Origin of the sequence: Nocardiopsis alba DSM 43377, from assembly GCF_000341225.1 — a bacterium.
Classification (GTDB): Bacteria; Actinomycetota; Actinomycetes; order Streptosporangiales; family Streptosporangiaceae; genus Nocardiopsis; species Nocardiopsis alba.
This window is the reverse complement of record NZ_ANAC01000018.1, coordinates 22695-46893: the sequence shown is the minus strand read 5'-3', so window position 1 is coordinate 46893 and position 24199 is coordinate 22695. Positions and strand designations below refer to the sequence as shown.

Annotated in this window: 13 protein-coding genes; all 13 read right to left on the bottom strand. The window is 70.2% G+C overall.

The genetic code is table 11. The features are described 5' to 3' along the window. Positions 1–126 precede the first annotated feature (126 nt). The 13 genes from D451_RS0118985 to D451_RS0118925 all read right to left on the bottom strand — a co-directional run bounded on the left by D451_RS0118985 (position 127) and on the right by D451_RS0118925 (position 24196). Positions 127–4899 carry a type I polyketide synthase gene (locus tag D451_RS0118985; protein WP_017535592.1) on the bottom strand — a complete coding sequence of 1591 codons (4773 nt, stop codon included), beginning with the start codon at positions 4897–4899 and terminating at the stop codon, positions 127–129. After that, the gene (locus D451_RS0118980; protein WP_206539087.1) at positions 4886–11242 is read right to left on the bottom strand and encodes a type I polyketide synthase; all 6357 of its coding nucleotides are present in this window, start codon (positions 11240–11242) and stop codon (positions 4886–4888) included. Before D451_RS0118980 ends, D451_RS0118985 begins: the two co-directional genes overlap by 14 nt. A 396-nt stretch (positions 11243–11638) precedes the next feature. Then, a complete protein-coding gene (locus tag D451_RS0118975; protein ID WP_017535590.1) occupies positions 11639–12895 on the bottom strand; it encodes a styrene monooxygenase/indole monooxygenase family protein in 1257 nt (418 codons plus the stop codon). A gap of 56 nt (positions 12896–12951) precedes the next feature. Continuing rightward, positions 12952–13509, bottom strand: coding sequence for a GTP-binding protein (locus D451_RS0118970; protein WP_014909992.1), 558 nt, complete (start codon positions 13507–13509; stop codon positions 12952–12954). A gap of 22 nt (positions 13510–13531) precedes the next feature. Beyond that, on the bottom strand, positions 13532–13891 hold the full coding sequence (locus D451_RS0118965) for a DUF742 domain-containing protein (protein WP_077689177.1): 360 nt from the start codon (positions 13889–13891) through the stop codon (positions 13532–13534). A gap of 48 nt (positions 13892–13939) precedes the next feature. Further along, a complete protein-coding gene (locus D451_RS0118960) occupies positions 13940–14365 on the bottom strand; it encodes a roadblock/LC7 domain-containing protein (protein ID WP_017535589.1) in 426 nt (141 codons plus the stop codon). Positions 14366–14453: 88 nt separating this feature from the next. After that, positions 14454–16691: a sensor histidine kinase gene (locus D451_RS26640; protein ID WP_241463350.1), complete on the bottom strand. Its 2238-nt coding sequence runs from the start codon at positions 16689–16691 to the stop codon at positions 14454–14456. 972 nt (positions 16692–17663) lie between these two features. Continuing rightward, positions 17664–18902 carry a crotonyl-CoA carboxylase/reductase gene (ccrA, locus tag D451_RS0118950; RefSeq protein ID WP_017535588.1) on the bottom strand — a complete coding sequence of 413 codons (1239 nt, stop codon included), beginning with the start codon at positions 18900–18902 and terminating at the stop codon, positions 17664–17666. A 262-nt stretch (positions 18903–19164) separates the two neighbouring features. Continuing rightward, positions 19165–20976, bottom strand: a complete 1812-nt coding sequence (locus D451_RS0118945; RefSeq protein ID WP_014910890.1) for an ABC transporter substrate-binding protein — start codon at positions 20974–20976, stop codon at positions 19165–19167. Next, positions 20973–21164 carry a hypothetical protein gene (locus tag D451_RS0118940; RefSeq protein WP_017535587.1) on the bottom strand — a complete coding sequence of 64 codons (192 nt, stop codon included), beginning with the start codon at positions 21162–21164 and terminating at the stop codon, positions 20973–20975. Before D451_RS0118940 ends, D451_RS0118945 begins: the two co-directional genes overlap by 4 nt. A 5-nt stretch (positions 21165–21169) precedes the next feature. Next, positions 21170–22249 carry an ABC transporter ATP-binding protein gene (locus D451_RS0118935; protein WP_014910133.1) on the bottom strand — a complete coding sequence of 360 codons (1080 nt, stop codon included), beginning with the start codon at positions 22247–22249 and terminating at the stop codon, positions 21170–21172. Continuing rightward, positions 22242–23312: an ABC transporter ATP-binding protein gene (locus D451_RS0118930; RefSeq protein WP_017535586.1), complete on the bottom strand. Its 1071-nt coding sequence runs from the start codon at positions 23310–23312 to the stop codon at positions 22242–22244. The genes D451_RS0118935 and D451_RS0118930 overlap by 8 nt, the downstream gene beginning before the upstream one ends. A gap of 5 nt (positions 23313–23317) precedes the next feature. Continuing rightward, a complete protein-coding gene (locus tag D451_RS0118925; protein WP_014908405.1) occupies positions 23318–24196 on the bottom strand; it encodes an ABC transporter permease in 879 nt (292 codons plus the stop codon). Between the last annotated feature and the right edge of the window lie 3 nt (positions 24197–24199).

Genomic DNA, 24199 nt, shown 5'->3' with positions numbered 1-24199 from the left:
TCTTCCCGCGCGCTGGTGGCCAGGCACGGGGGTTCGCGTTGGATGGTGGTCTCGGGCGCCCGCGAGCGGGACCGGGAGCGCCCTGGGGGCGTCCCGGCCCATGTCCTCGCCGTCGCGGGGTCGGGGTCAGTCGCTCAGCGTCTCGTCGATGAGGGCGAAGAGCTCCTCTCGGGACGCCGACTCGACCTCTCGGTCGGTGGCGGTGGGACGTGATTCCTCGGGGGACCAGCGGCGCAGCAGGTCGCGAAGGCGTTCGACCACGGCCTCCCGCCCTTCCCCCGAACCGTCGTACTCGCCCATGGCCGACTCCAGACCGTCGAGCCGCTCCATCACCACCTGCTCGGAGTCCCCGAACATCCGTTCCTCGACCGTACGGCCCAGGGCCTCACAGGTGGGATGGTCGAAGGCGAGCGCGGCGGGCAGGGGCAGGCCGGTCAGGCCGGCGAGCCTGCCGCGGAGCATGACCGCCGCGGCCGAGTCCATCCCCAGATCCTTCAGGTTCCGGTCCACCTCCACCTCCTCCCCGCTTCCGTGACCGAGGATCACGGCCACCTGGTCACGAACGAGCGCGATGAGGGCCTGCTCCCGGTCCGGACGGCCGAGCTCCGAGAGCCGGTCGCGCAGACGCCCGGGGCCCGAGGCGGACCCGTCGGTGTCCCCGACCCGACCTTCGTGGGGGTCGATCCCCTCGATGAGCGGACTCGGACGAGCCGCGGTGAAGGCCGCACGGAACCTCGGCCAGTCGATGTCGGCGACGGCGAGCGCCGTGAGATCGCGTTCGAGCACCCGGTCCAGGGCGCCCACCGCGCGTCGGGGGTCCATCGGGGGCAGACCGTGTCCGCGCAGGAGTTCGGCCACGACCTCGTCGTCCGCCATCCCGGCCCCCGCCCAGGTGCCCCAGGCGATGGAGGTCGCGGGCAGGCCCAGCCCCCTGCGGTAGTGGGCGAACGCCTCACAGAAGGTGTTGCCCGGGGCGTAGTTGCCCTGCCCCGTCACCCCGAAGACCGCCGCCACCGAGGAGAACAGGACGAAGGTCGACAGGTCGTGGTCCCGGGTCAGGAGGTGCAGGTTCACGGCACCGTCCGCCTTGGCCCGAAGGGCTCGGCCGATCTGTTCGGGGCCGAGGTCGTCGAGGGAGGCGTCGTCGAGCGCGGCGGCCGTATGGAAGACCGCGGTGAGAGGGGCCTCCTCCGGGATCTCCTCCAGGACGGCGGCCAGGGCGGAACGGTCGGCCACGTCGCAGGCGACGAGGCTCACCCGGGCCCCCGCGGCCCTCAACTCGGCCACGAGCTCCTCGCTCCCCGGAGCGTCCTTCCCCCTCCGGCTCAGCAGGAGCAGGTGTTCGGCCCCCCGTTCGGCGAGTCGGCGCGCCGTATGCGCTCCGAGTCCCCCGGTACCACCGGTGACGAGCACGGTTCCCGAGGGGGAGCCGTCACGGACCGCGGGGGTCCGGTCGAGCGGGGCGCGCACGAGGCGACGGACGAGGACGTCCCTCTCCCGAATCGCGAGCTGGTCCTCCTCGGGTGCGACCCCGCCGCGCAGAACCGCCCCGAGGGTCTCTCCCGCGCCCGACTCCTCCACGGAGGGCAGGTCGACGAGACCGCCCCAACGGTCGGTGTGCTCTTGGGCCGCGACCCGGCCCAGGCCCCAGATCAGAGCGGCCCCGGGATCGACCACCCGAGCGCCGCCGGCCGCGACCGCGCCCCGGGTGACGCACCACAGGGGAAGCGAGGTTCCGAGGTCGCCGAGCCCTTGGAGGAGGGCGACCGCGGTCCGATGGTCCCGGGAGAGGGACGGGGTCGAGGGTCCGTCGTCGGACCCCGTCGACGTGGCGACCAGGGCGACCCCGGTCAGCGGGCCGATCTCCGCCTCGACCCGGGCGACGGACTCCGCCGTCCCGGCCCGGTCCGCCCCGTCCGGGACCGGGAGGACCCGGACCCGGTGTCCGTGTCCTTCGAGGTCGAGGACGCACTCCTTGAGGGCCGGGTCCCCCTCCTCCGAGGCGAACAGCAGCCAGGCTCCGGTGGAGGCCGCACGACCCTCGCCTGGGGCGCGGACCCATTCCTCTTGGTAGGTCGACGCGTCGAGGGGGCGTTCCCCGGGTTCCTCCCCGGCCGGAGAGGACGTGGCGGCGCCGGTCTCGACGACGACGCGTCCCTCGTTCGGCGGGTTCATCCAGTAGCGACGGCGCTGGAAGGGGTAGGTGGGCAGGTCACCGAGGAGCCGCCCCTCGGGCAGCAGCGCCCCCCAGCCCACCTCGACGCCGCGGGTGTACAGGGCCGCGAGCCCCTCGACGAAAAGGACCTCCTCGGAGCGGCTCCGTCCGAACAGGGAGGTGACCTCCGCCCCCTCGGCGGCCGGGCAGGACATCACCATGGAACCGAGGGAACCGTCCGGACCCACCTCGACGAACTCGGTGACCCCGGCCTCGCTCAGATACGCGACGCCGTCGCCGAAGCGGACCGCCTCGCGCACGTGGCGCACCCAGTAGTCGCCTTCGAGGATCTCGTCCCCGGCCCGGCCACCGGACAGGTTCGACACCAGCGGGATCCGAGGCCGCTGGTAGGAGACCTGGTCGGCGGCCCGCGCGAAGGGGGCGAGGACGGGGTCCATGAGTGCCGAGTGGAAGGCCCGGCGCACGGGCAGACGGCGGGTGCGGCGTCCTCGGTCGGAGAACGTCCCGGCCACGGTGAGCACGGCGTCCTCCTCTCCGGACAGCACCACGCCCTCGGGAGAGTTGACGGCCGCGAGGGAGACGACCCCCTCGACGTCCTCCAGGGCTCGGCGGACCTCCTCCTCCCCCGCCTGGACCGCGACCATGACCCCGCCCTCGGGCAGGGCCTGCATGATGCGGCCGCGCGCGGCGACCAGGGTGACGGCGTCCTCCAGGGAGAACGCTCCGGCCACGTACGCGGCCGCCAGTTCGCCGATGGAGTGTCCGATCACGTAGTCGGGTGTCAGGCCCGCCGACTCCAACAGACAGGTGAGCGCGACCTCGAAGGCGAACACGCACGCCTGGGTGTAGAGGGTCTCGTCGAGCAGGTCCGCCTCCGGAGTGCCGGGTTCGGCCCACATCACCGAACGCAGCGGCCTCTCCAGGTGGCGGTCGAAGGCGTCGACGACCTCGTCCAGGGCCGTGGCGAAGACCGGATACCTCCGGTGCAGCTCACGCCCCATACCGACGCGTTGGGCCCCTTGGCCGGAGTAGACGAACGCCGTCACCCCGCCCTGGGCCGACCGACCGGACACCACCCGGGTGTCGGGGGTTTCGGAGGCGAAGGCGTCGAGTGCGTCGGACAGGGTGTCCCGGCCGTCGGCCAGGACGATCGCCCGGTGCTCCATGCGCGAACGCCCCACGGCCAGGGTGCGCGCGAGAGAGGCCGTCGCCGCGTGCTCTCCGCCGTCGGCCAGGTACGAACGCAGACGCAGGGCCTGTTCCCGCAGGGCCGCTTCGGTGCGGGCAGAGAGCGCGAAGGGCAGGAGCGCGCTCCCGCCCGTGCGCTCGTCCGCGGGGTCGTCCTCGACGACCGCCTCGACGATCGCGTGGGCGTTGGTGCCGCTGATCCCGAAGGAGGAGACCCCCATGCGGGCGGGACGGTCGTCCCCGGTCAGCGGGTGGGAGGTAGAGGCCACGCGGACCGTGCCCCGGCCCCAGTCCACGTGCGGTGTGGGGGTGTCGGCGTGCAGGGTGGGCGGCATGACGCCGGCCCGCAACGCGCACACGGCCTTGATGAGCCCGTTGATCCCCGCGGCGGCCTGGGTGTGACCGATGTTGGACTTGAGAGAACCGAGGAGCAGGGGACGTTCCCGGTCGACGCCGTAGGATTCGATGAGCGCCTGGGCCTCGATGGGGTCGCCCAGGGTGGTACCGGTGCCGTGCGCCTCCACGGCGTCCACGTCCGTCGGGCCGAGCCCCGCGTCCTCCAGGGCCGACCGGACCACCCGTACCTGGGCCGGCCCGCTGGGCGCGGTCAGCCCGTTGGAGGCCCCGTCCTGATTGATGGCGCTGCCGCGCAGCAGGGCCAGTACGCGATGCCCGTTGCGGCGGGCGTCGGAGAGCCGTTCCAGTACCACCACACCGGCGCCTTCGGAGAAACCGGTGCCGTCGGCCCCTTCCCCGAAGGCCTTGCAGCGACCGTCCGCGGACAGTCCCCGCTTACGGGTGAACTCGGCGAGCAGCCCGGCGGTGCCCATGACGGTGGCTCCTCCGGCCAGGGCCAGCGTGCACTCGCCCTCGCGCAGGGCGCGCATCGCCAGATGGACCGCGACCAGTGAGGAGGAACAGGCCGTGTCGACGCTCAGGGCCGGTCCCTCCAACCCCAACAGGTAGGCGATCCGCCCCGAGGCGACGCTGGGCGTGGTCCCCGTGAGCAGGTGACCGTCCTCGGGCCCCTCCGACATGCGCGGGCCGTACTCGGCCGCGGTGACGCCCATGTAGACGCCGGTCGCGGTCCCGGCCAGGGACGAGGGGTCGATCCCGGAGCGCTCCAGAGCCTCCCACGACACCTCCAGCAGCTGTCGCTGCTGGGGTTCCATGGCGGCCGCCTCCTTGGGGGAGATCCCGAAGAAGGCGGCGTCGAAGTCCGCGGCCCCGTCGAGGAAACCGCCCCGGTCGGTGGCGGACGACGGCGTGGATCCATCGTGCCCCGAAAGGGAGTCCAGGTCCCAGCCCCGGTCACGAGGCAGGGGGGAGAGCGCCTCGCGTCCCTCGGACACGAGCCGCCACAACGCCTCGGGAGAGTCGACGCCCCCGGGGGTCCGGCACCCCATGCCGACGATCGCGATCGGGTCGGACCGGGTGTCCAACTCACGGTTGCGGTCGCGTAGGCGCGCGTTCTCCTTCAACGCCGACCTCAGCGCTGTGACGAGCTTGGCGCTCTGGTCGCTATCGGTGGCCATCGGCGGTCTCCTGTTCACCGTCGGGAAGATGGTCCGCCCCCAGGGCGAGATCCAGCAGATCGTCCACGTCCATGTCATCGATGTCGTCGACATCGTGATCGACGTCCGCGCTCGGATTCCGTGTGGGCCCGGTGGCGGTCCCCTTCGTGGGGGCCGATGTTCCCTCGGCGCGCTGCGTGTCCCCGAGGGCGACCAGACCGGCGAGCAGTCGGGCCAGGGCCCGAGGGTTGGGGTGATCGAACACGGCGGTCGCGGTCAGTCGGGCACCGACCTCCCCCGAGAGGCGGTTGCGCAGTTCGACCGCGCCCATCGAATCCAGCCCCAGATCGCGGAAGGACCGGTCGGCCGGGACCGCGGCGACCCCGGCGTGACCGAGGACCTCCGCGGTGTGCGCCCGCACCCTGCCCAGGAGCACGCGTTCGCGCTCTCCCTCGGACAGGGAGGCCAGCCGTTCGGGCGACGCCTTCGGCTCCGTCGAGGGGGTGGGCGGAGGCGGGGCCACGACGGGACGTGTCGGCTCGGCCGGCGGCCCGGATCGGCCCTTGCGCGTCCGGCGGGCGCCGCCGCGCGGAGGTCCGCCGCGGCCGGAGGTCGTACCGACCCCGGGCAGGAACGGATGTTCGGGGGCGTCGTCCTTGTTCACCAGGGCCGGAACGTACACATCGGATTCCAGGTACAGCGCCGCGTCCAGCTTGGCGAGCGCCCGGTCCGGCGGCATCGGGGCGAGCACGCCCCCGTCCCAGGGGTTCTCCGAGGACGGTCCGAGCCCGCCCCACCGGCCCCAGGCCAGAGAGGTCGCGGGGAGACCGCGCTCACGCCGATGGTGGGCGAGCGAGTCGGAGAAGGCGTCGGCGGCGGCCGAGTGGTGCCTCCCGGGTGCGCCCAGCACCCCTCCGGCAGAGGAGAACAGGACGAAGGAGCCGAGCTCCCGGTCGAGGGTGAGCTCGTGCAGGTTCCAGAGGGCGTTCACCCGGTTCCTCAGCGCCGCCACACCGTCGATCGGTTCGGACTCGTCGAGTACGGCGTCCTCCGTGTGGACGACGGCCCCCAACGGACGCTCCAATCCGTCCAAGAGCCGGGACAGGGCCTCCCGATCGGCCACGTCGCAGGCCTTGACCTCGACCTCGGCCCCCAGAGAGCGGAGTTCGCCGGTGCGGCCGTCCTGACCGGGCGCGGCGGCGCCGCCCGGCCCGACGAGGGTCAGATGGCGCACACCGTATCCGGCGACCAGGTGACGGGCCGTCCGGTGTCCGATCTCCCCCGTCCCCCCGGTGACCAGGACGGTCGCCCCTGCCGGGAACGGTTCGGGGAAGGTCAGCACGGTGCGGCCCACGTGGTCTCCACGCCGCAGGGCCTCCAGGGCCTCACGGGCGTCGTGCACGTCGTAGACGGTGACCGGTAGAGGGCGCAGGGTTCCGGCCTCGAACAGCTCCGTGACGCGGGTGAGCACCGTGGCCACCCGGTCGGGGCAGACCTCGGCCAGGTCGAGCGGATGGTAGCCCCGCCCCGGGTGGGCCGCGGCCACCTCGGCCTCCGAGCGCACGTCGGTGACGCCCAGTTCGACCAGGCGACCGCCCACTCCGGCCCCGTCCGCGGGCGATCGCAACAGTCGCAGCGAGGCGTCGACGAACCGACCCGTCAGGGAGTTGAGGACCACGTCGAGCCCGCGGTCGCCGTTGGCGGCGCGCAACCGGTCCTCGAAGTCCAGGTCGCGTGAGGAGGCCAGGTTCTCCGGCGGGACCCCGTACTCCTCCGGCAGCGCCCACTTGTGCGGGGCGGCCGTGCCGAAGACCCGGGCACCCATGTAGCGGGCCAGTTGGACCGCGGCCAGACCCACCCCGCCGGCGGCCGAGTGCACCAGGACGCTCTCGCCCGGTCGGACCCCGGCCACGTCCACCAGGGCGTGGTAGGCGATCAGGAAGGACAGCGGCACCGAGGCGGCCTGTTCCAGGTCCCATCCTTCGGGAACCCGCACCAGGGCGCGCCGATCGGCGACCGCCAGCGGTCCCAGCGCTCCGCGGAACACCCCCATGACACGGTCTCCGGGGGCCAGGTCGGTGACGTCGGCGGCGGTCTCCACGACCACGCCGGCCCCTTCCAGCCCCATCCGTTCGTCGAGCAGCCCCAGCCCGACCGCGACATCACGCTGGCCGACCCCGGCCGCGCGGACGGAGATCCGCACCTGACCCGCGTCGAGTCGGGCGGTCGCCTCGGGGGCGGCCGTCAGGATCGGTCCTCGCGCGGAGCCGGAGGGGTCGGGCCCCAGGCGCCAGGCGGCGGAGGGCGGGACCGGACGATCCGGTTCGCACGCCGGGGCCAGACGGGGCGCGAGGGCGGCCCCCGAACGCAGCGCCAACTGCGGACGTCCCGTGCTCACCGCGTCGACCAGGACGCGGTGGGAGTCCTCCGAACCGTCGGAGTCCACCAGGACCACGCGGCCGGGATGTTCGCGCTGGATGGAGCGGATCACGCCCCAGACGGGGGCTGCGGCCGGCCCGCCCAGGCGGTCCTCCCCCGAGGTCACCACGGCACGCCAGGTGATCAGGACCAGGCGGGAGTCCACGGTGCGCGAGTCGGTCAGCCACTCCCGCACCGTCGCCAACGCCGCCTCGACCCCCTCGCTCACCGCGTCGGGCACCGGCTCGTGCTCGGCGTAGACCTCGCGGGCGGGCAGCTCGGCGTAGACCGTGTCGGGCACCGGTCCGCCTCCGGCCAGGTCGGCCGGGGAGACCAGTCCCACCGGCATCCGACCGTCGCTCTCGGGCAGGGAGAGCGGTTCCCAGAACAGGCGGTACAGGCCGGGCTCCTCCCCCTGGGGAGGGGGCAGGGTCTCGCTCTCCAGCGACCGCAGCCGTACCTGTTCGGCCTCCAGCAGCGGGGTGCCCGAGCGGTCCGTGACGGTGACCCGATAGCGATCGGGGCCCACCGGTTCCAGGGCCACCCGCGCCTCGGTCGGGACCGAGGCCGAGAGGACCCGGACCCCGCGCCATTCGACGGGGACCAGGGGCGGCCCCTCGGTGCGCGGTCCGAAGAGGAGTACCGCGTGCAGGGAGGTGTCGAGCAGCAGGGAGCGGGTGACGGAGGACGGCAGGCCGTGCCCGGAGGGCAGGACCACCCGGGCCAGCAGGGTGTCGCCCAGGCGCCAGACCTCGCGCAGTCCCCGGTTCAGGGGCCCGTGCGTGTGGCCGCGTCGGGCCAGCCGCCCATAGGCCTCGTCCGGGTCGAGGTCGACCGTCACCGCCTCCGGAGGCGGCCAGGCCGCGGGCTCGGCGGTCTCCCTCCGGGCCCGGTCCGGGGCCAGGGTGCCGAGGGCATGGTGGACCCACTCCCCGTCCGCGGTCCCTCGCGAGTGCACCTCGACCTGGCGCGTTCCGTTCTCCGCCGCCGCGCCCACGGTCACCTGCACGTGGGTGGTGCGGTCTCCGGAGGAGAGCAGCACCGGTTCGGTCAGGTCCAGCCCTTCCACGGCGCCGGTGCCCACCACGTCTCCCGCGTGCAGGGCCAGCTCCAGCACCGCCGTTCCCGAGAGGACCGTGCGACCGAGCATCCCGTGATCGCGGACCCACGGCTGATGGGCCTCGTCGATCCGCCCGGAGAACACGGTGCGGCCGTCGACCAGTTCCACCCCCTGATCGGGCAGGAGGTCGTCGGAGCGGCCGGAGGCCCCCTCCGGGCGCCGCGCCGGTGTGCGCGGCCAGTGGCGCTCACGCTGGAACCGGTAGGTGGGCAGATCGGTACGGCGGGCCCCGGTCCCCTCGAAGAGGCCGGCCCAGTCCACGTCCACCCCCGCGGTGAAGGCGTGGGCGGCCGCCGTCAGCAGACGGGCCTGATCGCCCTCGCCGCGACGCAACGTCTCCAGGACCCGTCCCCGGATCCCCTGTTCGGCCAGAGTCCGTCGGATCCCGTAGGAGAGCACCGGATGCGGTCCCACCTCCAGGAAGGTCCGGTATCCGGCTCCGGCCAGCGCGGCCACCGCCGGGGCGAACAGCACCGGTTCGCGTAGCCCCGAGTACCAGTAGGAGGCGTCCAGATCCGGGGAGTCCTCGCCCAGTTCACGGCCGGTGAGGGTCGAGTAGAAGGGCACCTTGGGGCGCTGCCATCGCACCCGCCCCAGGTAGGAGAACAGGCGTGCGCGAATGCGCTCCACCTGGGCCGAGTGGGACGCGTAGTCGACGTCCACCATCGACCCGTGCAACCCCTGGTCCACGCAGCGGCGCACCGCTTCGCGCACCGAGTCGGGGTCGCCGGAGACCACGACGGCGTTCGGTCCGTTGATGGCGGCCAGGTACAGGTCGGGGAGGCTCTCCGTGAGGGTCTCGGCCTCGATCGCGGACATCCCCAGGGAGGCCATCGCGCCGCTGCCGCCCAGCCCGGTCAGGGCCCGCCCCCGCAGGGCCATGACACGCGCCGCCTCCTCCAGGGTCAGGGCTCCGGCGACACAGGCCGCCGCGAGTTCGCCCTGGGAATGGCCGACCACCGCGGCCGGACGGACGCCCAGCGTCTCCCATACCCGGGCCAGGGACACCATGACCGCCCACAGGGTCGGTTGCACGACGTCCACCCGGGCCCCCTCCCCCATGAGGGCCGGGGCCTGAGGGTCACCACGCAGCACCGCCGTCAACGACCAGTCCACGTGGGGTTCCAGAGCGCGTTCGCACGCGCGGATCCGCTGCGCGAAGGCTCGGGCGAGCACACCGTCGCCGGCCAGCAGATCACGTCCCATCTCGGCCCACTGGCCGCCCTGGCCGGGGAAGACCAGCACCGGCCCCGGCGTGTCGGCGTCCATGGGGGTCTGCCCCTCGGGCAGGACCGACTCCAGTTCCCGGGTGCTCCCCTCCCCCGAGGCGAACACCACGGCCCGATGTTCGAAGACGTCCCGTGTGATGGCCAGGGACAGCCCCACGTCCTGGGCCCGGGTCCCCTTCCGGGAGGAGACGTGCGCGTGCAGGGCGGAGGCCTGTTCGCGCAGGGCCGTCTCCGAACGGGCCGACAGTACCCACGGGACCGGATCGAGGGCTCGCGCGCCCGATCCCCCGTTGTCCACCGTGCCCTGTTCGGGGAGCGGTGCCGGGCCCAACACCATGTGACAGTTGGTCCCGCCCATGGCGAAGGCCGACACCCCCGCCAAGGGCGCGTGGCCCGGCCAGGGCTCGCGCCGGGTCTGGACCGAGAGCCGCAGGGCCTCCAGGTCGATGTCGGGGTTGGGCTCGACGAAGTTGAGGGAGGGCGGCAACGTCTGATGGTCCAGGCTCAGTACCGTCTTGACCAGACCGACGATGCCGGCCGCGCCCTCCAGGTGTCCGACGTTGGTCTTGGCCGACCCCACACGCAGGGGGTCGGGACGTTCCTTGGAGAAGACCGATCCCAGGGCCCTGGCCTCCACGGGGTCCCCGGCCGGGGTACCGGTGCCGTGCAGCTCCACGTAGCCGACCCGGTCGGGACGTTGGCCGGCGTTCTCGTAGGCGGCCCGGATGACGGCCTCCTGGCCGGCCGCGGTGGGTCGTGTGAGGTATTCGCCCGCGCCCGAGTGATTGACCGCGCCTCCGTGGACGACCGCGTGCACGCGGTCCCCGTCGGCCAAGGCCCGGGAGAGCGGTTTGAGCAGGACGACGGCCCCGCCCTCGCCTCGTACGTAGCCGTTGGCCCGGGAGTCGAAGGTGTAGCAGCGCGCGTCGGGGGACAGACCGCCGAAGCGGGCCACCGCCTCGGTGCTCTCCGGGACGAGGATGAGGCTGACCCCGCCGGCCAGCGCCAACTCCGATTCCCCCCGACGCAGGCTTTCCACGGCCATGTGCACGCCGACCAGGGATGAGGCCTGTCCGGCGTCGATGGTCAGGCTGGGGCCGCGCAGTCCCATGGTGTGGGAGAGACGGTTGGCGATCAGACTCCGGTGGGTTCCGGTGAGGGTGTGCCGGGTGATCGCGTCGGCACCGCCCCGGTCCTGGAGCAGATGGTGATCGGAGCCGATCGCACCGACGAACACGCCCACCCTGCTGCCGCGCAGGGTGCCCGGCGCGACCCGGGCGTTCTCCACCGCCTCCCAGCCCAGTTCGAGCATGAGGCGTTGTTGGGGGTCGGTCGCCACCGCCTCGCGAGGGGAGAGCCCGAAGAAGGGTGCGTCGAAACCGGCCACGTCGTCGAGGTATCCGCCCCAGTCGTGTCCGCGTTCGGGCGAGAGCGTCCCCAGTCTTTCGGGAGGAGCGGAGATGGCCTCGCGTCCCTCCGAGAGCAATCGCCAGAAGGCCTCCGGCTCCGGCGCTCCGGGGAGCCTACAGGCCAGGCCGACCACGGCGACGGGTTGCCAGGTATCAGGGGATACGGCCCCGTCCGCTGCGCCACTCACGATCGCTGCCTTTCACTCTCGGCCGTCCCGTCGTCCCCGCCTCGGTGTCCCATCCGGCGGACAGAACATGCTTATGCCCGTGCATCTGCACAGACCAGGGTCTTTGGGCCATGGATTCGGCCACCGCCCCACGTTCGCCCCGAAGGAGGGGACCACGTGCGGGGAGAACGGCAACCACCCCACGAAAGGCCATTAAGGAACAAATGGACATCAACCCCGATGAGCGTAACGCTTGCTCACAACGACTGACAATGGAGAGCACTTTTTCGGTCGGGCGTTTCGGCCTTCGGCCCACCGCCCACCTCTCCGGCACCGTGATACCCGGCACACGCGAAAAGGCCCGGCGCCCGAACGGGCACCGGGCCGGGCCGCGGACCCGAGGTCCACGACGAGGGGTCATCCTCCGTTACGGGCCTTGACCTCCTCCAGATAACGCTGGGAGGCCTCCTTGTCGAAGAGCCACGTCTGGTAGTCGGAGGGCTGGTCCCAGGCCTGGATCCACCGGTCGGCGATCTCCTGGTACTGCGAGGCCGCGTTCATGACGCTGGAGATGTGCTCGGGAAGGTCCTGCTCCCACATCGTGGAGGCGAACTCCGCCCACATCTGATTGTCCTGTCCGAATTTCCAGAATCGGTCGAAGGCTCCGACCAGGAATTCCTCATCGAACGGCCGCTCTCCGTGTTCGATGATGCTGTCCAGGTAGGCCTGGGCACAGCGCGTGGAGTTGTTCCAGGTCTGCCCCACGAAGGGGTCCATCGTCACGACCACGTCCGCCATACCCAGGACACGGCCGCCCGAGGGCAGCTTGCCCACCGGGTTGCGCACCTGCGGGGTCAGATCCTCCACCAGGGTGCTGCGCCCATCGATGAGCACCGCGTCCCGGATCCTCTCGAAGAAGTCCGGGGCGTACTTGCGCGTCAGATCCTTCATCCGACGCAGCTGCTCCTCCGGGCCCGGCCGGTCCGGCCAGGCGTCCATCGGGCCGCCCTTCTGGTCGACCATGAGCAGACTGTGGCAGGGCCCCTCCTGACTCAGGATGGGGATGAAGATGATGTTCCCCGCCTCCTGGGTCACGGCGGACCAGCCGAGGTTCTCGTTCTCCCCCGGGTCGGGCCAGACGTCGTACATGTAGGCCTGCGCGAGGGCGCGCGGCCTGGTACCGCTGAACCGACTGTCGTCATCGTCGAAGAGCTGGCCAAGCTCCCCGTGGCCGACAGCGACGATGATCAGGTCGAACATCCGGGAGAAGTAGTCGAGGTCGGTCACCGTGACCCCGTGGATCACCACCCTGCCGCCCCGGTCCTCGAAGAACTCCAGCCAGTCGGCCATCTTCACCCGACGGTCCACCGAGACGCTGTAGCCGTTGCCCGGATGCGAGCGGCCCTGGAGGGAGGCGACGGCCTGCCCCTGGACGTACATGAACAGCTTCTGCTCGCGGATCTGGGGCGATAGGGCGCTCCAGAAGTCGAGGTCGAACTTCCGCTCATAGTCCAGGGCGGTGGGCAGGGTGAACTGGGAGATGGAGGGCTTCCCGGTCCTGATCTCCGGTGAGGACTGCCCCGTGATCACCGTGACGTCGTAGCCATGGGTCAGGAGACCGTGGGCCAGGTGCAGGCCGGCATGGCCGGCACCGACGATAAGGATCTTGCGCATATGTCGCTAACTTTCCTGGGAATCTACGGGGCAGTGGGAGGACGGACCCCCACCCGTCAGGCGACGGGCTCGCTCGCCCGGTTGTGCTCCAGCGCGTACCTCAGCAGCGTCTTGAGCACGTCGCCCCCGGACATCCGGTGCCGAGCGTCGAAGTCGATGATGGGCACGTCCGGGCTGACCTCCAGGGCCTCACGGACCTGCTCGGAGGTGTAGTCGAGACGTCCCTCGAACTTGTTGAGCGCGACGATGTAGGGGATCCGCTTCTGCGTCTCGAAGTAGTCGACGGCGTCGAAGGAGTCCGCGAGCCTGCGGCAGTCGACCACGACGACGGCGCCCACCGCGCCGCGCACGAGGTCGTCCCACATGAACCAGAACCGTGCCTGGCCCGGCGTACCGAACATGTACATGACCAGCTCGTCGTCGATGGTGATGCGACCGAAGTCCATCGCGACGGTGGTCGTCGTCTTGTCGGGGGTGACCGAGGTGTCGTCGTGTCCGACGCTGGCCTCGGTCATTATCGCTTCAGTCGTGACCGGCGGAATCTCCGACACCGAGCGGACCAAGGTCGTCTTGCCGGCACCGAAGCCACCGGCGATGACGATCTTGCTCGACATCTTCTTGCGATTCGACCTGTTGTCACTGGAAAAGTCGTTCGAGACCACGAAGAGCCCTCTCCAGAACCTGGTTTTCGGACGGACTGCTGCCGGTGATGGTCGGGTGGATGTACACCAGGTCCTGCTCGGCCAGGTCACTGACCAGAACCTGGGTGACACCCAGCGGGATGTTCAGCTCGGCCGAGACCTCGGCGAGAGACCGGGTCTCCCGGCACAGTTTGTAGATATTGATCGACTCCGGCATGAGGGTGCCAGGAGGGTCCTGCCCGGGCTCGGACGTCGAGACCAGGGTCTGCACCATCAGCGGATGCCGCGACCGTGTACGCCCACCCGTGAAGGTGAACGGGCGAACACGATTACTCCTTCGCCTTCGGAAACTCATAGCCGAGGCAACCTCATTCCTGCCGAACCGTTACGGAAAACACCGTCGTCAGTTCTGGATGACCTCACGCAGCTGCGAGCGCAGCTGCGGCGTGAGCACATGGGCGACGTTGTCCACGAGCTTGGCCATCTGGAAACCGACGATCTTCAGCTCCGTACCGGGTGCGGTCAGCACCGCCATGCAGGAACCGTCATTGATGGCCATGATGAAGAGATGGCCGTGGTTGAAACGCACCAGCAGCTGCTCGCACTCGCCCCGCTGGAACAGTCCGGCCCCGCCCACCGCGAGGCTGTGCAGACCGCTGGCGATCGCCGCGAGCTGCTCGGCGTGCTCCTCGGGGAAGTCGCTGGAGTGGGTGAGGACCAGGCCGTCGGAGGAGACCACCACGGCATGCTCGACACCGCGCACGTCGCGGACGAAGCGGTCGATGAGCCACGAGAAGTTCTCGACGCTGTCGTTGTTGGGTTCAGTCATGCTTGCGCTCTACCTGCCTCGGCCGAGTGTGTGTTCGCTGGGGGAATCATGGGCCCGCACACACGTGTGTGGGCCTTGGGTCTGAAGGTCATTCCTTGCCGTCCTCGAGGTCCTTGCCTTCGAGGGCCGCCCGTTCTCCGTCGAGGAAGTCGCCGAGTTCGTCGCGGATCTGTTCGGCTCGGGCCTCGCCGGTGAGCCTGGGAGGGGTGTCCTCCCGGCCCTTCGGCGGGGGCGGCGGGTTGTCGGAGAGGGCCCCGGGGTGCGGCATCATCCGCAGCGGGGAACCGTGTGGTGTGGCACTACGACGGGGCAGTCCCGCGGAGGTGACCGAGGAGTTCCCGCCCGAGGCCGCCGGAGAGGCCTTGGGGCCGCTGTTGCCGCCGGCGCCGTTGCCGGTGGTCCCGTTCGCGCCGCCTCCGTAGGAGGGCTGCTGCGGAACGGTACGGCTCGCGGGGGTGTTGGTCGCCGGGGTCGTGGAGGTCCGGGCCTGGCCGGGCTGTCTCGTCGTGGCCACGCGGAGCAGATCCTTGGGGATGATCGTGTAGGCGCTGACGCCGCGGAAGGAGCGGGACTCCAGGCGGGTCTCCAGACCGTGCTTCTGCGCGATCCGGCTGGCCACGTACAGACCCATGTGCTTGGGCACCTCGTCGTCCAGGACCGGCTCGCCGTCCAGACGGCTGTTGAGCTCGACCAGCTGGGCCTCGGGGATACCCACGCCCTCGTCCTCGACGATGATCATCAGGCGACCGTCGTCCATCTCCTGGGCGCTGATCACCACCTGGGAGTGCTCCGGGGAGTTCGCGGTGGCGTTGTCCAGGAGCTCGGCGAGCAGGTGGCTGATGTCGTCGGCGGCCAGACCGGTGATGGAGGTCTGCGGAAGCTTGCCCAGACTGACCCTGGGATAGTCCTTGATCTCCGAGGTCGCGGCGCGTGCGACGTCGAGCAGGGGCACGATCTCGTCGTGCGCGTCGGACTCTCCACCGTCGTGCCCGGTCAGCACCAGGAGGTTCTCCCCGTTACGTCGCATACGGGTCGCGAAGTTGTCGATCTGGAACAGCTTGTCGAGCAGGTCCGGGTCCTGGGCGTCGGTCTCCAGGGACTCGACCATCTCCAGCAGGGCGTCCACCAGGGAGAGGTCGCGCATGGCCAGTCCGGCCAGCGCCTCGTTGAGCAGCTCTCCCTTGGAGTCGCGCAGCACCTCGGAGACGGCCTCGGCCACCTCGGCCTTGGCCTTGGCGATCTCGTCCTTCTCCGAAGCCACCTCGGTCGAGGAGTCGGTGTCCTCGGCCGCGCTCGGGGAGGGCGTCTCCTCCTCCGTCTTCGCGCGGGACTCGTCGGTGGACTCCTCCACCGACTCCGACCCGGTCAGGGCCTTGTTCTGGGCGACCTCCTCGGAGGCCGTGGTCTCGCTCCGCTCGGCGAAGAGGGTGGCGGCCGACTCCGCGGTGATCACCTGCGGCTGCTGGCCCGCGCTGAGCACGATGACGTGCTGGACGGGCTGGCCGTAGGGGTGGAACTGACCCGGGTAGACCACCGGCTGTCCCGGAAGGACGTAGCCGGGCGGCTGGTAGGGGGCCGGGTAGGCGTTCTGGTAGGCCACCAGGGGGTGCGGGTACGGGGCCGGCTGCGGCGCGGGATAGGGCGGCACGACCGGGTAGTCGACCCTCTGCTGGTAGGGCGACGGGTAGTGTGCGGGCGGGGCGTGGCCCTCGTGCCGCTGCGGCTGGTAGGGGGCCGGCTCGTGCCGGGCCGGGTAGCCCTGGCCCTGGTGCCCGTAGCCCGGGGGCACGTGCCCCTGGAAGGGGTGACCCTGCTGGGCGTAGGGGTCGTAGGCGGGCGGCGGGCCCTGAGGGGCCGGCTGCTGCGGGTGGTGCGCCGGCGGCTCTTGGCCGCGCGGGTCGTACGCGGGCTCGCTCGGGCCCGCGTAGGACGAGGGCGCGGGGGCTCCCTGCGGGATCGGGCGGTCCGCTTCGGGGCGAGGGGCGCCGGAGGCCTCGGGCATCGCGACCTCCGTGGGCTGGTGGTGGGGCTGGGGCTGCGTTCGCTGCGCGGGCTCGGCGAGGAGCCGCGCGGGTTCGACCGGGGGCGCGGACGGGCCGGGGGTCGGCCGCTGTTCGGTCGTGGGGGGCACAGGGGCCTCGGGCCGCTCTGTGCTCTCTGGTGAGGAGGGCGTCTCGGTCATGGTGTCCGTGGTGGCGAGGGTGGGCTTGCTGCGTGGTTCGGGCTCGTCGAGGCCGACACCGCGCCACTGACCGACCGGATTGGCGCCGGTGTCGACATCGTCGACCTCGACCCGCCTGGTCGTGTAGGGATTCGGTACGCTCACCCGGGATGTGGGGCGGTAACCGTTCTCGGCGGACGCGGAGAAGGGTCCGGTGGGGGGGCTCCGTCGCGGATGTCTCCTCGCCGTCCGACTTCCGGTCGGGGCTGTGCGAGTGCGGATGCACGGGCTTATGCACGGGATGTCCTTGCTCGGTCTCCGGTGACGGGGGTTCCTGGGACTTGACCATCCGGGAGATGGCCCGGCGGAACCTTCCTTCACGCCTGGCTCCACGCCCATCCTCCGTCGACATCATCTTGGCCAGGGGGAGGTCATCGCGCTCATGCGGTGACTGCGCCTGTGCCACAATCTCGTCTCCTCGAATCAGGTGGGCGGATTGGCGGCGGCCCCGCACCACCGCCCTGACCAGGGAGGAAGCCATCGGGGGCCACGATCGGTCCCTGGCGGCCAGGCGTCCCGATCGTCGGGGGAACGCCTCGACGGTTTCGGTGGGGCCTCGGCGTCCGTCGCCGCGAGCGGCGACCGGACCCCTGATCCGAAGGACAAGAGTACGCACTCCGCCCAATTCCTGCTCTTCCACCGGGAACCGTCGTTCGGTTCGCCAGACTAACAAAGGTCGCCCGCCTTGACAGAAGAATCAAAGAAGCACTGAAAAAGCACCCCCCGAGACCCTTGTGACGTGCGCGAACAGCGTGGGATCAGCATCCCGAACAGAAGCCTTTTGTCCGATTTGCACTATTTTGTCCGGTTCTCGCCAAGAGTCATCACCTTGTGACCACCAACACCTTCCCTTCTTTCCCAACTCCCCCAAGGAACCTCCGCACCCCGCCTACCTGGGCACTTCCTCGAAGGCCTCCCGGAGACCCCTCTCCCCCACCTCGAAAATCCTTTCCGCCTCATCTCGAAAGATGAGACGAAACCCCGATCCTCTCAAGGAACCGGGTCCGCGAGAGGCCCGGACGGGCCCGCGTCCGGGTCTTCCTCCACCCCCGAGGACGGCCCCGCCCCCTCGATCCGCTACAGGCCGGTCTGGCCCGGTGCGGCGTTGACGAGAGCGGCCATGTTGCCGGGAGGCTGCCTGTTGTCCCGCAGGAGCTGGTGGGCCTCACCGATCTCGTGGAAGCCCACGACGCGGGTCACACAGGGGTCGAGGCGCCCGTTCTCGACCAGATCGATGACCATGCGGCACTGGGCCGGCGAGGCGAAGTGGGAGCCCTGGAGCCGCTTGAGGCGCATCCAGAGGAATCGGAGGTCGACGTCGGCCTGGAAGCCCGAGGTGGCCCCGCAGATCACCACCATGCCGGAGTTGTCGCACAGGTACAGGGAGGTGGGCAGGGTGTCGGCACCGGTGTGCTCGAACACGATGCGGGGGGCGCGCCGCTCCCCGAGCTCGGCCCAGAACCTCTTCCCGAAGGAGCGCACACCGCGCATCCACTCGGAGTAGGCCTGGATGTCGCCCTCGTCGGGGACACGGCCCCAGTGGTCGAACTCGGTGCGCAGGATGGTGCCCACGGCTCCGAGCTCACGGCACACCTTCGCCTTCTCCTCCGTGGAGACCACGGCGACCGGCTTGCCTCCGACCATGCTCGCCAACTGGATCGCCGAGGTGCCCAGACCACCCGCGCCGCCCCAGATCAGGACGGGGTCCCCGGGACGGACCACGTTGGGCTCCCAGCCGAAGAGCTGACGGTAGGAGGTGGCGGCGCTGACCAGGAAGCCTCCGGCGACGTCCCAGGGAAGGTCGGCGGGCTTGCGATGGAGCTGGACGTCGCGGGCGAGGGTGAACTGCCCGAAGGACCCGTGGTTGTTCTCGTACCCCCACACCCGCATGGTCTTGGAGGCGATGGGATCGCCGCCCATGCGGATGTCGTCCGCGGTCTCGTCCCACTGCCCGGGGGCGATGATGACGTGGTCGCCGACCTCGACCCCGCTGACCCCCTCGCCGACGGCCCAGACCACCCCGGCCCCGTCGGAACCGCCGACGTGGTAGTCCTCCGTCTCTCCGGCCTTCTCCCGCGCGGCGATGACGTCGGCGGGGTGCCCCTTGGCCGCCCAGATGTTGTTGTAGTTGATCCCGGCCGACATCGTCCAGATGAGCACGTGCCCGGGCCGCAGCTCGGGTACGGGGACGATCTCGTGGGCGAAGGCGTCGCGCGGCTCGCCGTAGCGCTCACGCCGAATGGTGAAGGCGTGCATTCGCGCGGGCACGTGGCCCAGGGGCGGCACCTCTCCGAGTTCGTACAGGTCCTTGGGCATGGTGCACCGGTTCCTTTCGAAGGTCGGGGGGATGAGGCGGGGGCGAGGGGACGAAATGGAGCAAGGGAAAATGCGCGTGCCAATGCACACTCTCAACGAACACGAGACTACCTACATTCATCTCATACGCGCATAAACGGTCTCCGACAGAACAAAATTCTTATGGACCGTAATCGACGTTATGCGTCCCGAACACGACGAAGGGGCGACCGCCTCGACGGTCGCCCCGACGTCCGGCCCCGACCGGGCCGTCCGTCCACGGTCAGTCCCGGACCGGCTTCAGCTCGCCCTGGATCAGCGCCAGGATGATGTGGTTGTCCTGGTACTGCTCGTTCTGCGAGGTCGGGGTGTCCACCGGGAACTCCTCGACCCGCTTGCCCTCGATCGCGGGCGAAAGGTACTTGTACGTCCAGATCGGGATGCGGGGCAGCAGCTCGTTGAAGACGATGGACAGCGCCTTCAGGGCCTCCATCTGCTCCTCGTCGCTCTCGGCCCGCTGAGCGGTGTCCACCAGCTCGGCGAGGTCGACCTCCCCCTGACTCGGGCTCTCCACCTGAAGGTCGAAGCCCTGCCCCGGGGAGTCCTCCGTGCCCGCGTTCTCCGTCAGGAAGTTCATCTGGAAGGCGCCCCAGTAATCGGGCTGCTCGGGGTTGCCCCAGTGGCGGACGGCGACCTCGAAGTCACCCGCGCCCCAGATGCCCCACGGGTTGTCCTCCGGCACGTTACGGGCCTCGGTCTTGATCCCGAAGTCGTTCCACGCCTCCTCGACCTGGGTGGCGGTCAGTTCGAAGTCGCCCCAACCCGCGACACCGATGACCTCGAAACTCGCCTCCTCACCGTCCGGGAGGTACCACCTGCCGTCCTCCTTGGTCCAGCCGGCCTCCTCCAACAGCTCCGTGGCCTTGTCATGGTCCTGGTCGAAGTTCTCGAAGTCCGCGAGCTCCTCCGAGGTGAAGATCTCCTCGGCCTGGATGTCCGCGAGACCGGCGTAGTACTCGACCCGGCTGTAGGCCTCGCCTCGGGCGACCTGACCGATCTGCTCGCCGTCGAGGATGTAGGCGAGCGCCTTGCGCACGCGTACGTCCTGGACCTCGGGCTTGGCCTTGTGGTTGAACATCAGACCGACACCGTCGTAACCGGCGTGCTCGATCCAGCGGAAACCCTCCACGCTCTGGAAGGCCTGCTGGTCGGCCGCGGAGGGGGCGAGACTGGAGTAGTCGACCTCTCCCTGCTGCACCAGGAGCGCCGACTGGCGGTTGTCGCCCTTGTGGATGACGACCTCGTCGAACTCGACCTCGGTCCCCTGGTAGCCGTTCTCATTGCGCACCAGGGTGATGCGTGCATCCGACATCTGCGCCTCGTCGAACATGTACGGGCCACTACAGACGATCTCGTCCGGGTCGAACTCGATGAACTCGGAGTTCCATTCGGCGTGCTCGTCGTCGCCCTGACGGACACCGTCGTTGACCATCTCCAAGGCTCGTTCGCCGAAGTTCTCGTACGTGACCTTGGAGACGACACGGTGCTTGATGATGCTGCGTTCGATGTTGGGGAAGGGGTTCTCGAAACCCACGCGCACGCTCTGGTCGTCGAGCTTCTCCAGGTCCTGGACCTGGGGGAAGCCGAAGCCCCACGGCGGGGCCTCCAGGACGCGCATCGCGTAGCTGCGGATCATGTCGTCCGCGTTCAGGTCGCTGCCGTCGCTCCACTTCAGCCCGGAACGCAGGGAGACGATGAGGTCGTCGCCGTCCCACTCGTGCCCTTCGAGCAGGAGATAGTCCCACTCGTGGGTGCTCCAGTTGAAGACTCCGCCCGGGCACAGGAAGAGGTCCTTGTACACGGAGTTGAGCAGGAGCGCCCCGTCCTCCCGGTGGACGTTGCGCGTCATGGAGTCGAGGTCGAAGTCGAAGACCCCGGTGAACTGTGTGGCGCCGGAGGTGGAACCGCCGCCCGCGGAACAGGCGGAGAGGGCCCCTGCGCCCGCCGCTCCGGCCGCGCCGAGGCCGACGGCCTTGAGAAGGCGGCGCCTGCTCAGGTCTTGAAGGATCGCGTTGCGCGGGGGGTAGGAGGTCATTCTTGACGCTTCCTTTCCAGAAGGAGGGCGAGCAGACCGAGGGCGAGGACGACCAGGCCGATCCCGATCGTGACGACGCTGATGACGAACTCGGCTGTGCCGGGGGATGTGAACACGGCCATGAGGGTGCAGGCGAGGACGAGGAAGAGCCCGACGAACAGGCCGAAACGGCCGATGAGGAGCAACACCGCCCTCACTCCCTCGTGACGACGTGGCAGGCGAGCGACCGATCGTGGGCGCGCTCCAGCGGCGGCCGTACGGCGTCGCAGTCGCCCTCCACGTAGATCGGACAACGCGGATGGAAGTCGCAACCCGGAGGCAGGTCGGTGAGGTCGGGGATGTCGGCGCTGCGCAGCCGCACCCGTTCCTTGTTCCGCGCCAGGTCCGGGTCGGGTTCGCAGACCGCGGAGATCAACGCCTTGGTGTAGGGGTGTCGAGGATCGTTGACCACCTTGGGGGTGGCGCCCTGTTCCACGACCTTGCCGAGGTACATGACGGCGATCTCGCCGCGCCAGGCGAAGTACTTCGCCACGGCGAGGTCGTGGGTGATGAACAGGAAGCCGACACCGAGTTCGTCGCGGAGCCTGCCCAGGGTGTTGAGGAGGCTGACCCGGATGGACACGTCCAGCATGGACGTGGACTCGTCGGCGATGATCACCTCGGGGTTCATCGCCAGGGCCCGGGCCACGGCGACGCGCTGACGCTGACCGCCGGACATCTGGTGGGGGTACTTGTCCAGGTAGTCCTCGGCCGGGGTGAGGTCGACGCGTTCGAGCAGCTCGATGGTGGCGCGTCGGGCCTCCTTGGCGTCCTTGACCAGCTTGTGGCGGCGCAGGCCCGCGGAGACCGTGGAGTAGACGGTGCGGACCGGGTTGAGGGAGGCGTAGGGATCCTGGTGGATGTACTGGACGGAGCGGCGGAAGGCCGCCCGCTCCTTCCGGTCCATCTCGGACACGTCCTTGCCCCGGTACAGGACCGAGCCCGACGTGGGCTCGGAGAGCGCGGCCGCCATGCGCGCCGTGGTGGTCTTGCCGCAGCCGGACTCGCCCACGAGACACAGGACCTCTCCGGGGCGCACTTCGAGGTCGACCCCGGCCACCGCCGGGACCTCCCCCCGGGGCGTCTTGAAGATCTGCCGAGCCCCCTTGAGCGCGAGTACCGGGGGTTCGGCCCGGATCCGGTCTTCGACCGCCCCTCGCGCGGACGGGTCCGCGCCGGGAGGGCCGTCGATCGGAGCCCGGGAGGTCGTGGAGTCGAAGGTGCGGTCAATCACGGGAGACCCCCTCGGCGTGGAGTTCGGCGTCGGTGGCGCGCAGGCAGGCGGCGGCGTGGCTCAGCCCCTCGCCCCGGGGGGTGAGCACGTCCAGGGAGGGGCGACCGGTGGTGCAGTCGGCGATGGCGAGGGAACAACGCGGCGCGAAGGAGCAGCCGGGCGGAAGCGAGGTCAGGCTGGGCGGCCCGCCGGGGAGCGACTCGGGGACGTGGAGGTCGCCCACGACCGGAGGGACCGAGTTGATGAGCGCCGTGGTGTAGGGGTGGCGGGAGCGGTAGAAGATGTCGCCGGTGGTGCCGGTCTCGATGAGGCGTCCCGCGTACATCGTGCCGACGCGGTCGGCGAGCTCCGCGGCCAGTCCCAGGTCGTGGGTGATGAAGATCATCGAGAAGCGCAGCTCCTCGCGCAGCTCCGCGAGGCGTTCGACGATGGAGCGCTGGGTGAGCAGGTCCAGGGCGGTGGTGGGCTCGTCCAGGATGATCAGCTGCGGTTCGAGCGCCAGGGCCAGGGCGATGAGGCTGCGTTGACGCATACCGCCGGAGAGCTCGTGGGGGAAGCTGCGCAGGACCCGGGAGGGGTCGAGGCGGACCATCTCCAGGAGCTCGGCGGAGCGTTCCACGATCTCCTTGCGAGGCCGTCGTCTCCCCCCTTCGTGGGCGCGGAAGGTGTCGACGAAGTGGTCCTCGATCCGCAGCACCGGGTTGAAGGCGTTCATGGCGCCTTGGAAGACCATGGCCGCCTCGTTCCAGCGGAAGCGGCGCAGGCGTTCCTTCTCCAGGGTGCGCACGTCGACTCGGGTGCCGTCCTTGCGTCGGAAGAGGATCTCTCCCTTGGGGACCACACCGGCGCGCGGGAGCAGACGGAGCAGGCCGAGTCCGAGGGTGGTCTTCCCACAGCCGGACTCTCCGACCAGGGCCATCGACTGTCCCGGATGGAGGTCGAAGGAGACGTCGTGCACCGCGGTGACGTGGCTCCGACGTCCGGTGCGGTAACCGACGTCGACCCCGCGGACCGACAGCAGGGCGCCCTCGGAGGGGTCCGGGGCGGTGGGGAGGTCGTTCACTGGGCTCACCTGTCCCGGAGTCGGGGGTTGAGGGCCTGTTCCAGGGATCGGGTCATGGTGACGAGCCCGATCTGGAAGAGCATGATCATGACCATCGGGGCGATCAGGAAGGGCGCCGCCTGGGGCAGGAGGAAGGCGTTGTTGTCCCAGGCCTGCTGGATCATCAGGCCCCAGTTGTCGGCGGTGCTGGGCAACAGGCCCAGCAGGTACATGCCGACCACGGCGTAGATCGCGTTGGTGATGGCGATGATGAAGTTGATGAAGATGTAGCCCAGCATGTTGGGCAGCACCTCGACGAAGATGATCCGGGCGGTGCCCAGGTCCTGGAGGCGGGCGGCCTCGATGAACTCGCGTTCCTTGAGGGTGAGCACCTGCGCCCGGATCGATCGCATCAGGAAGGGCCAGGTGACCAGACCGATGATGAAGGAGACCACCATCGGAGAGGAGGTGCGGTAGAAGGACGCGATGACCAGCATCAGGACGATGAACGGAATGGTCATCGTGATGTCGGTGAGCTGGAGCAGCAGGTGGTCGATCCGGCCTCGGACGTACCCGGCGACCGCGCCGAGGACGACGGCGATGGCGACCGTGATGAGGGCGGCCATGAAACCGACGAGGATGGGTTCGCGCCCGCCCAGGACGAGCTGGGTGAAGGTGTCCTTGCCCTCGTGGTTGGTACCGAGCCAGTGCTCGGCGCTCATCGGCCCCCAGATCCTGGAGACGTCCGTGGGGTTGTGGTGGTCGATCAGCAGGGGCCCGACGAAGGCGAAGAGCAGAACGCCGATGACCAGGCAGAGTCCGATGAAACCGCTGGTGCTCCGGGTGATGCCCTGCCAGATGGTGCCCCAGACCCCGGTGGCGGGCGCCGTGGTGGTGACGGCCATGGT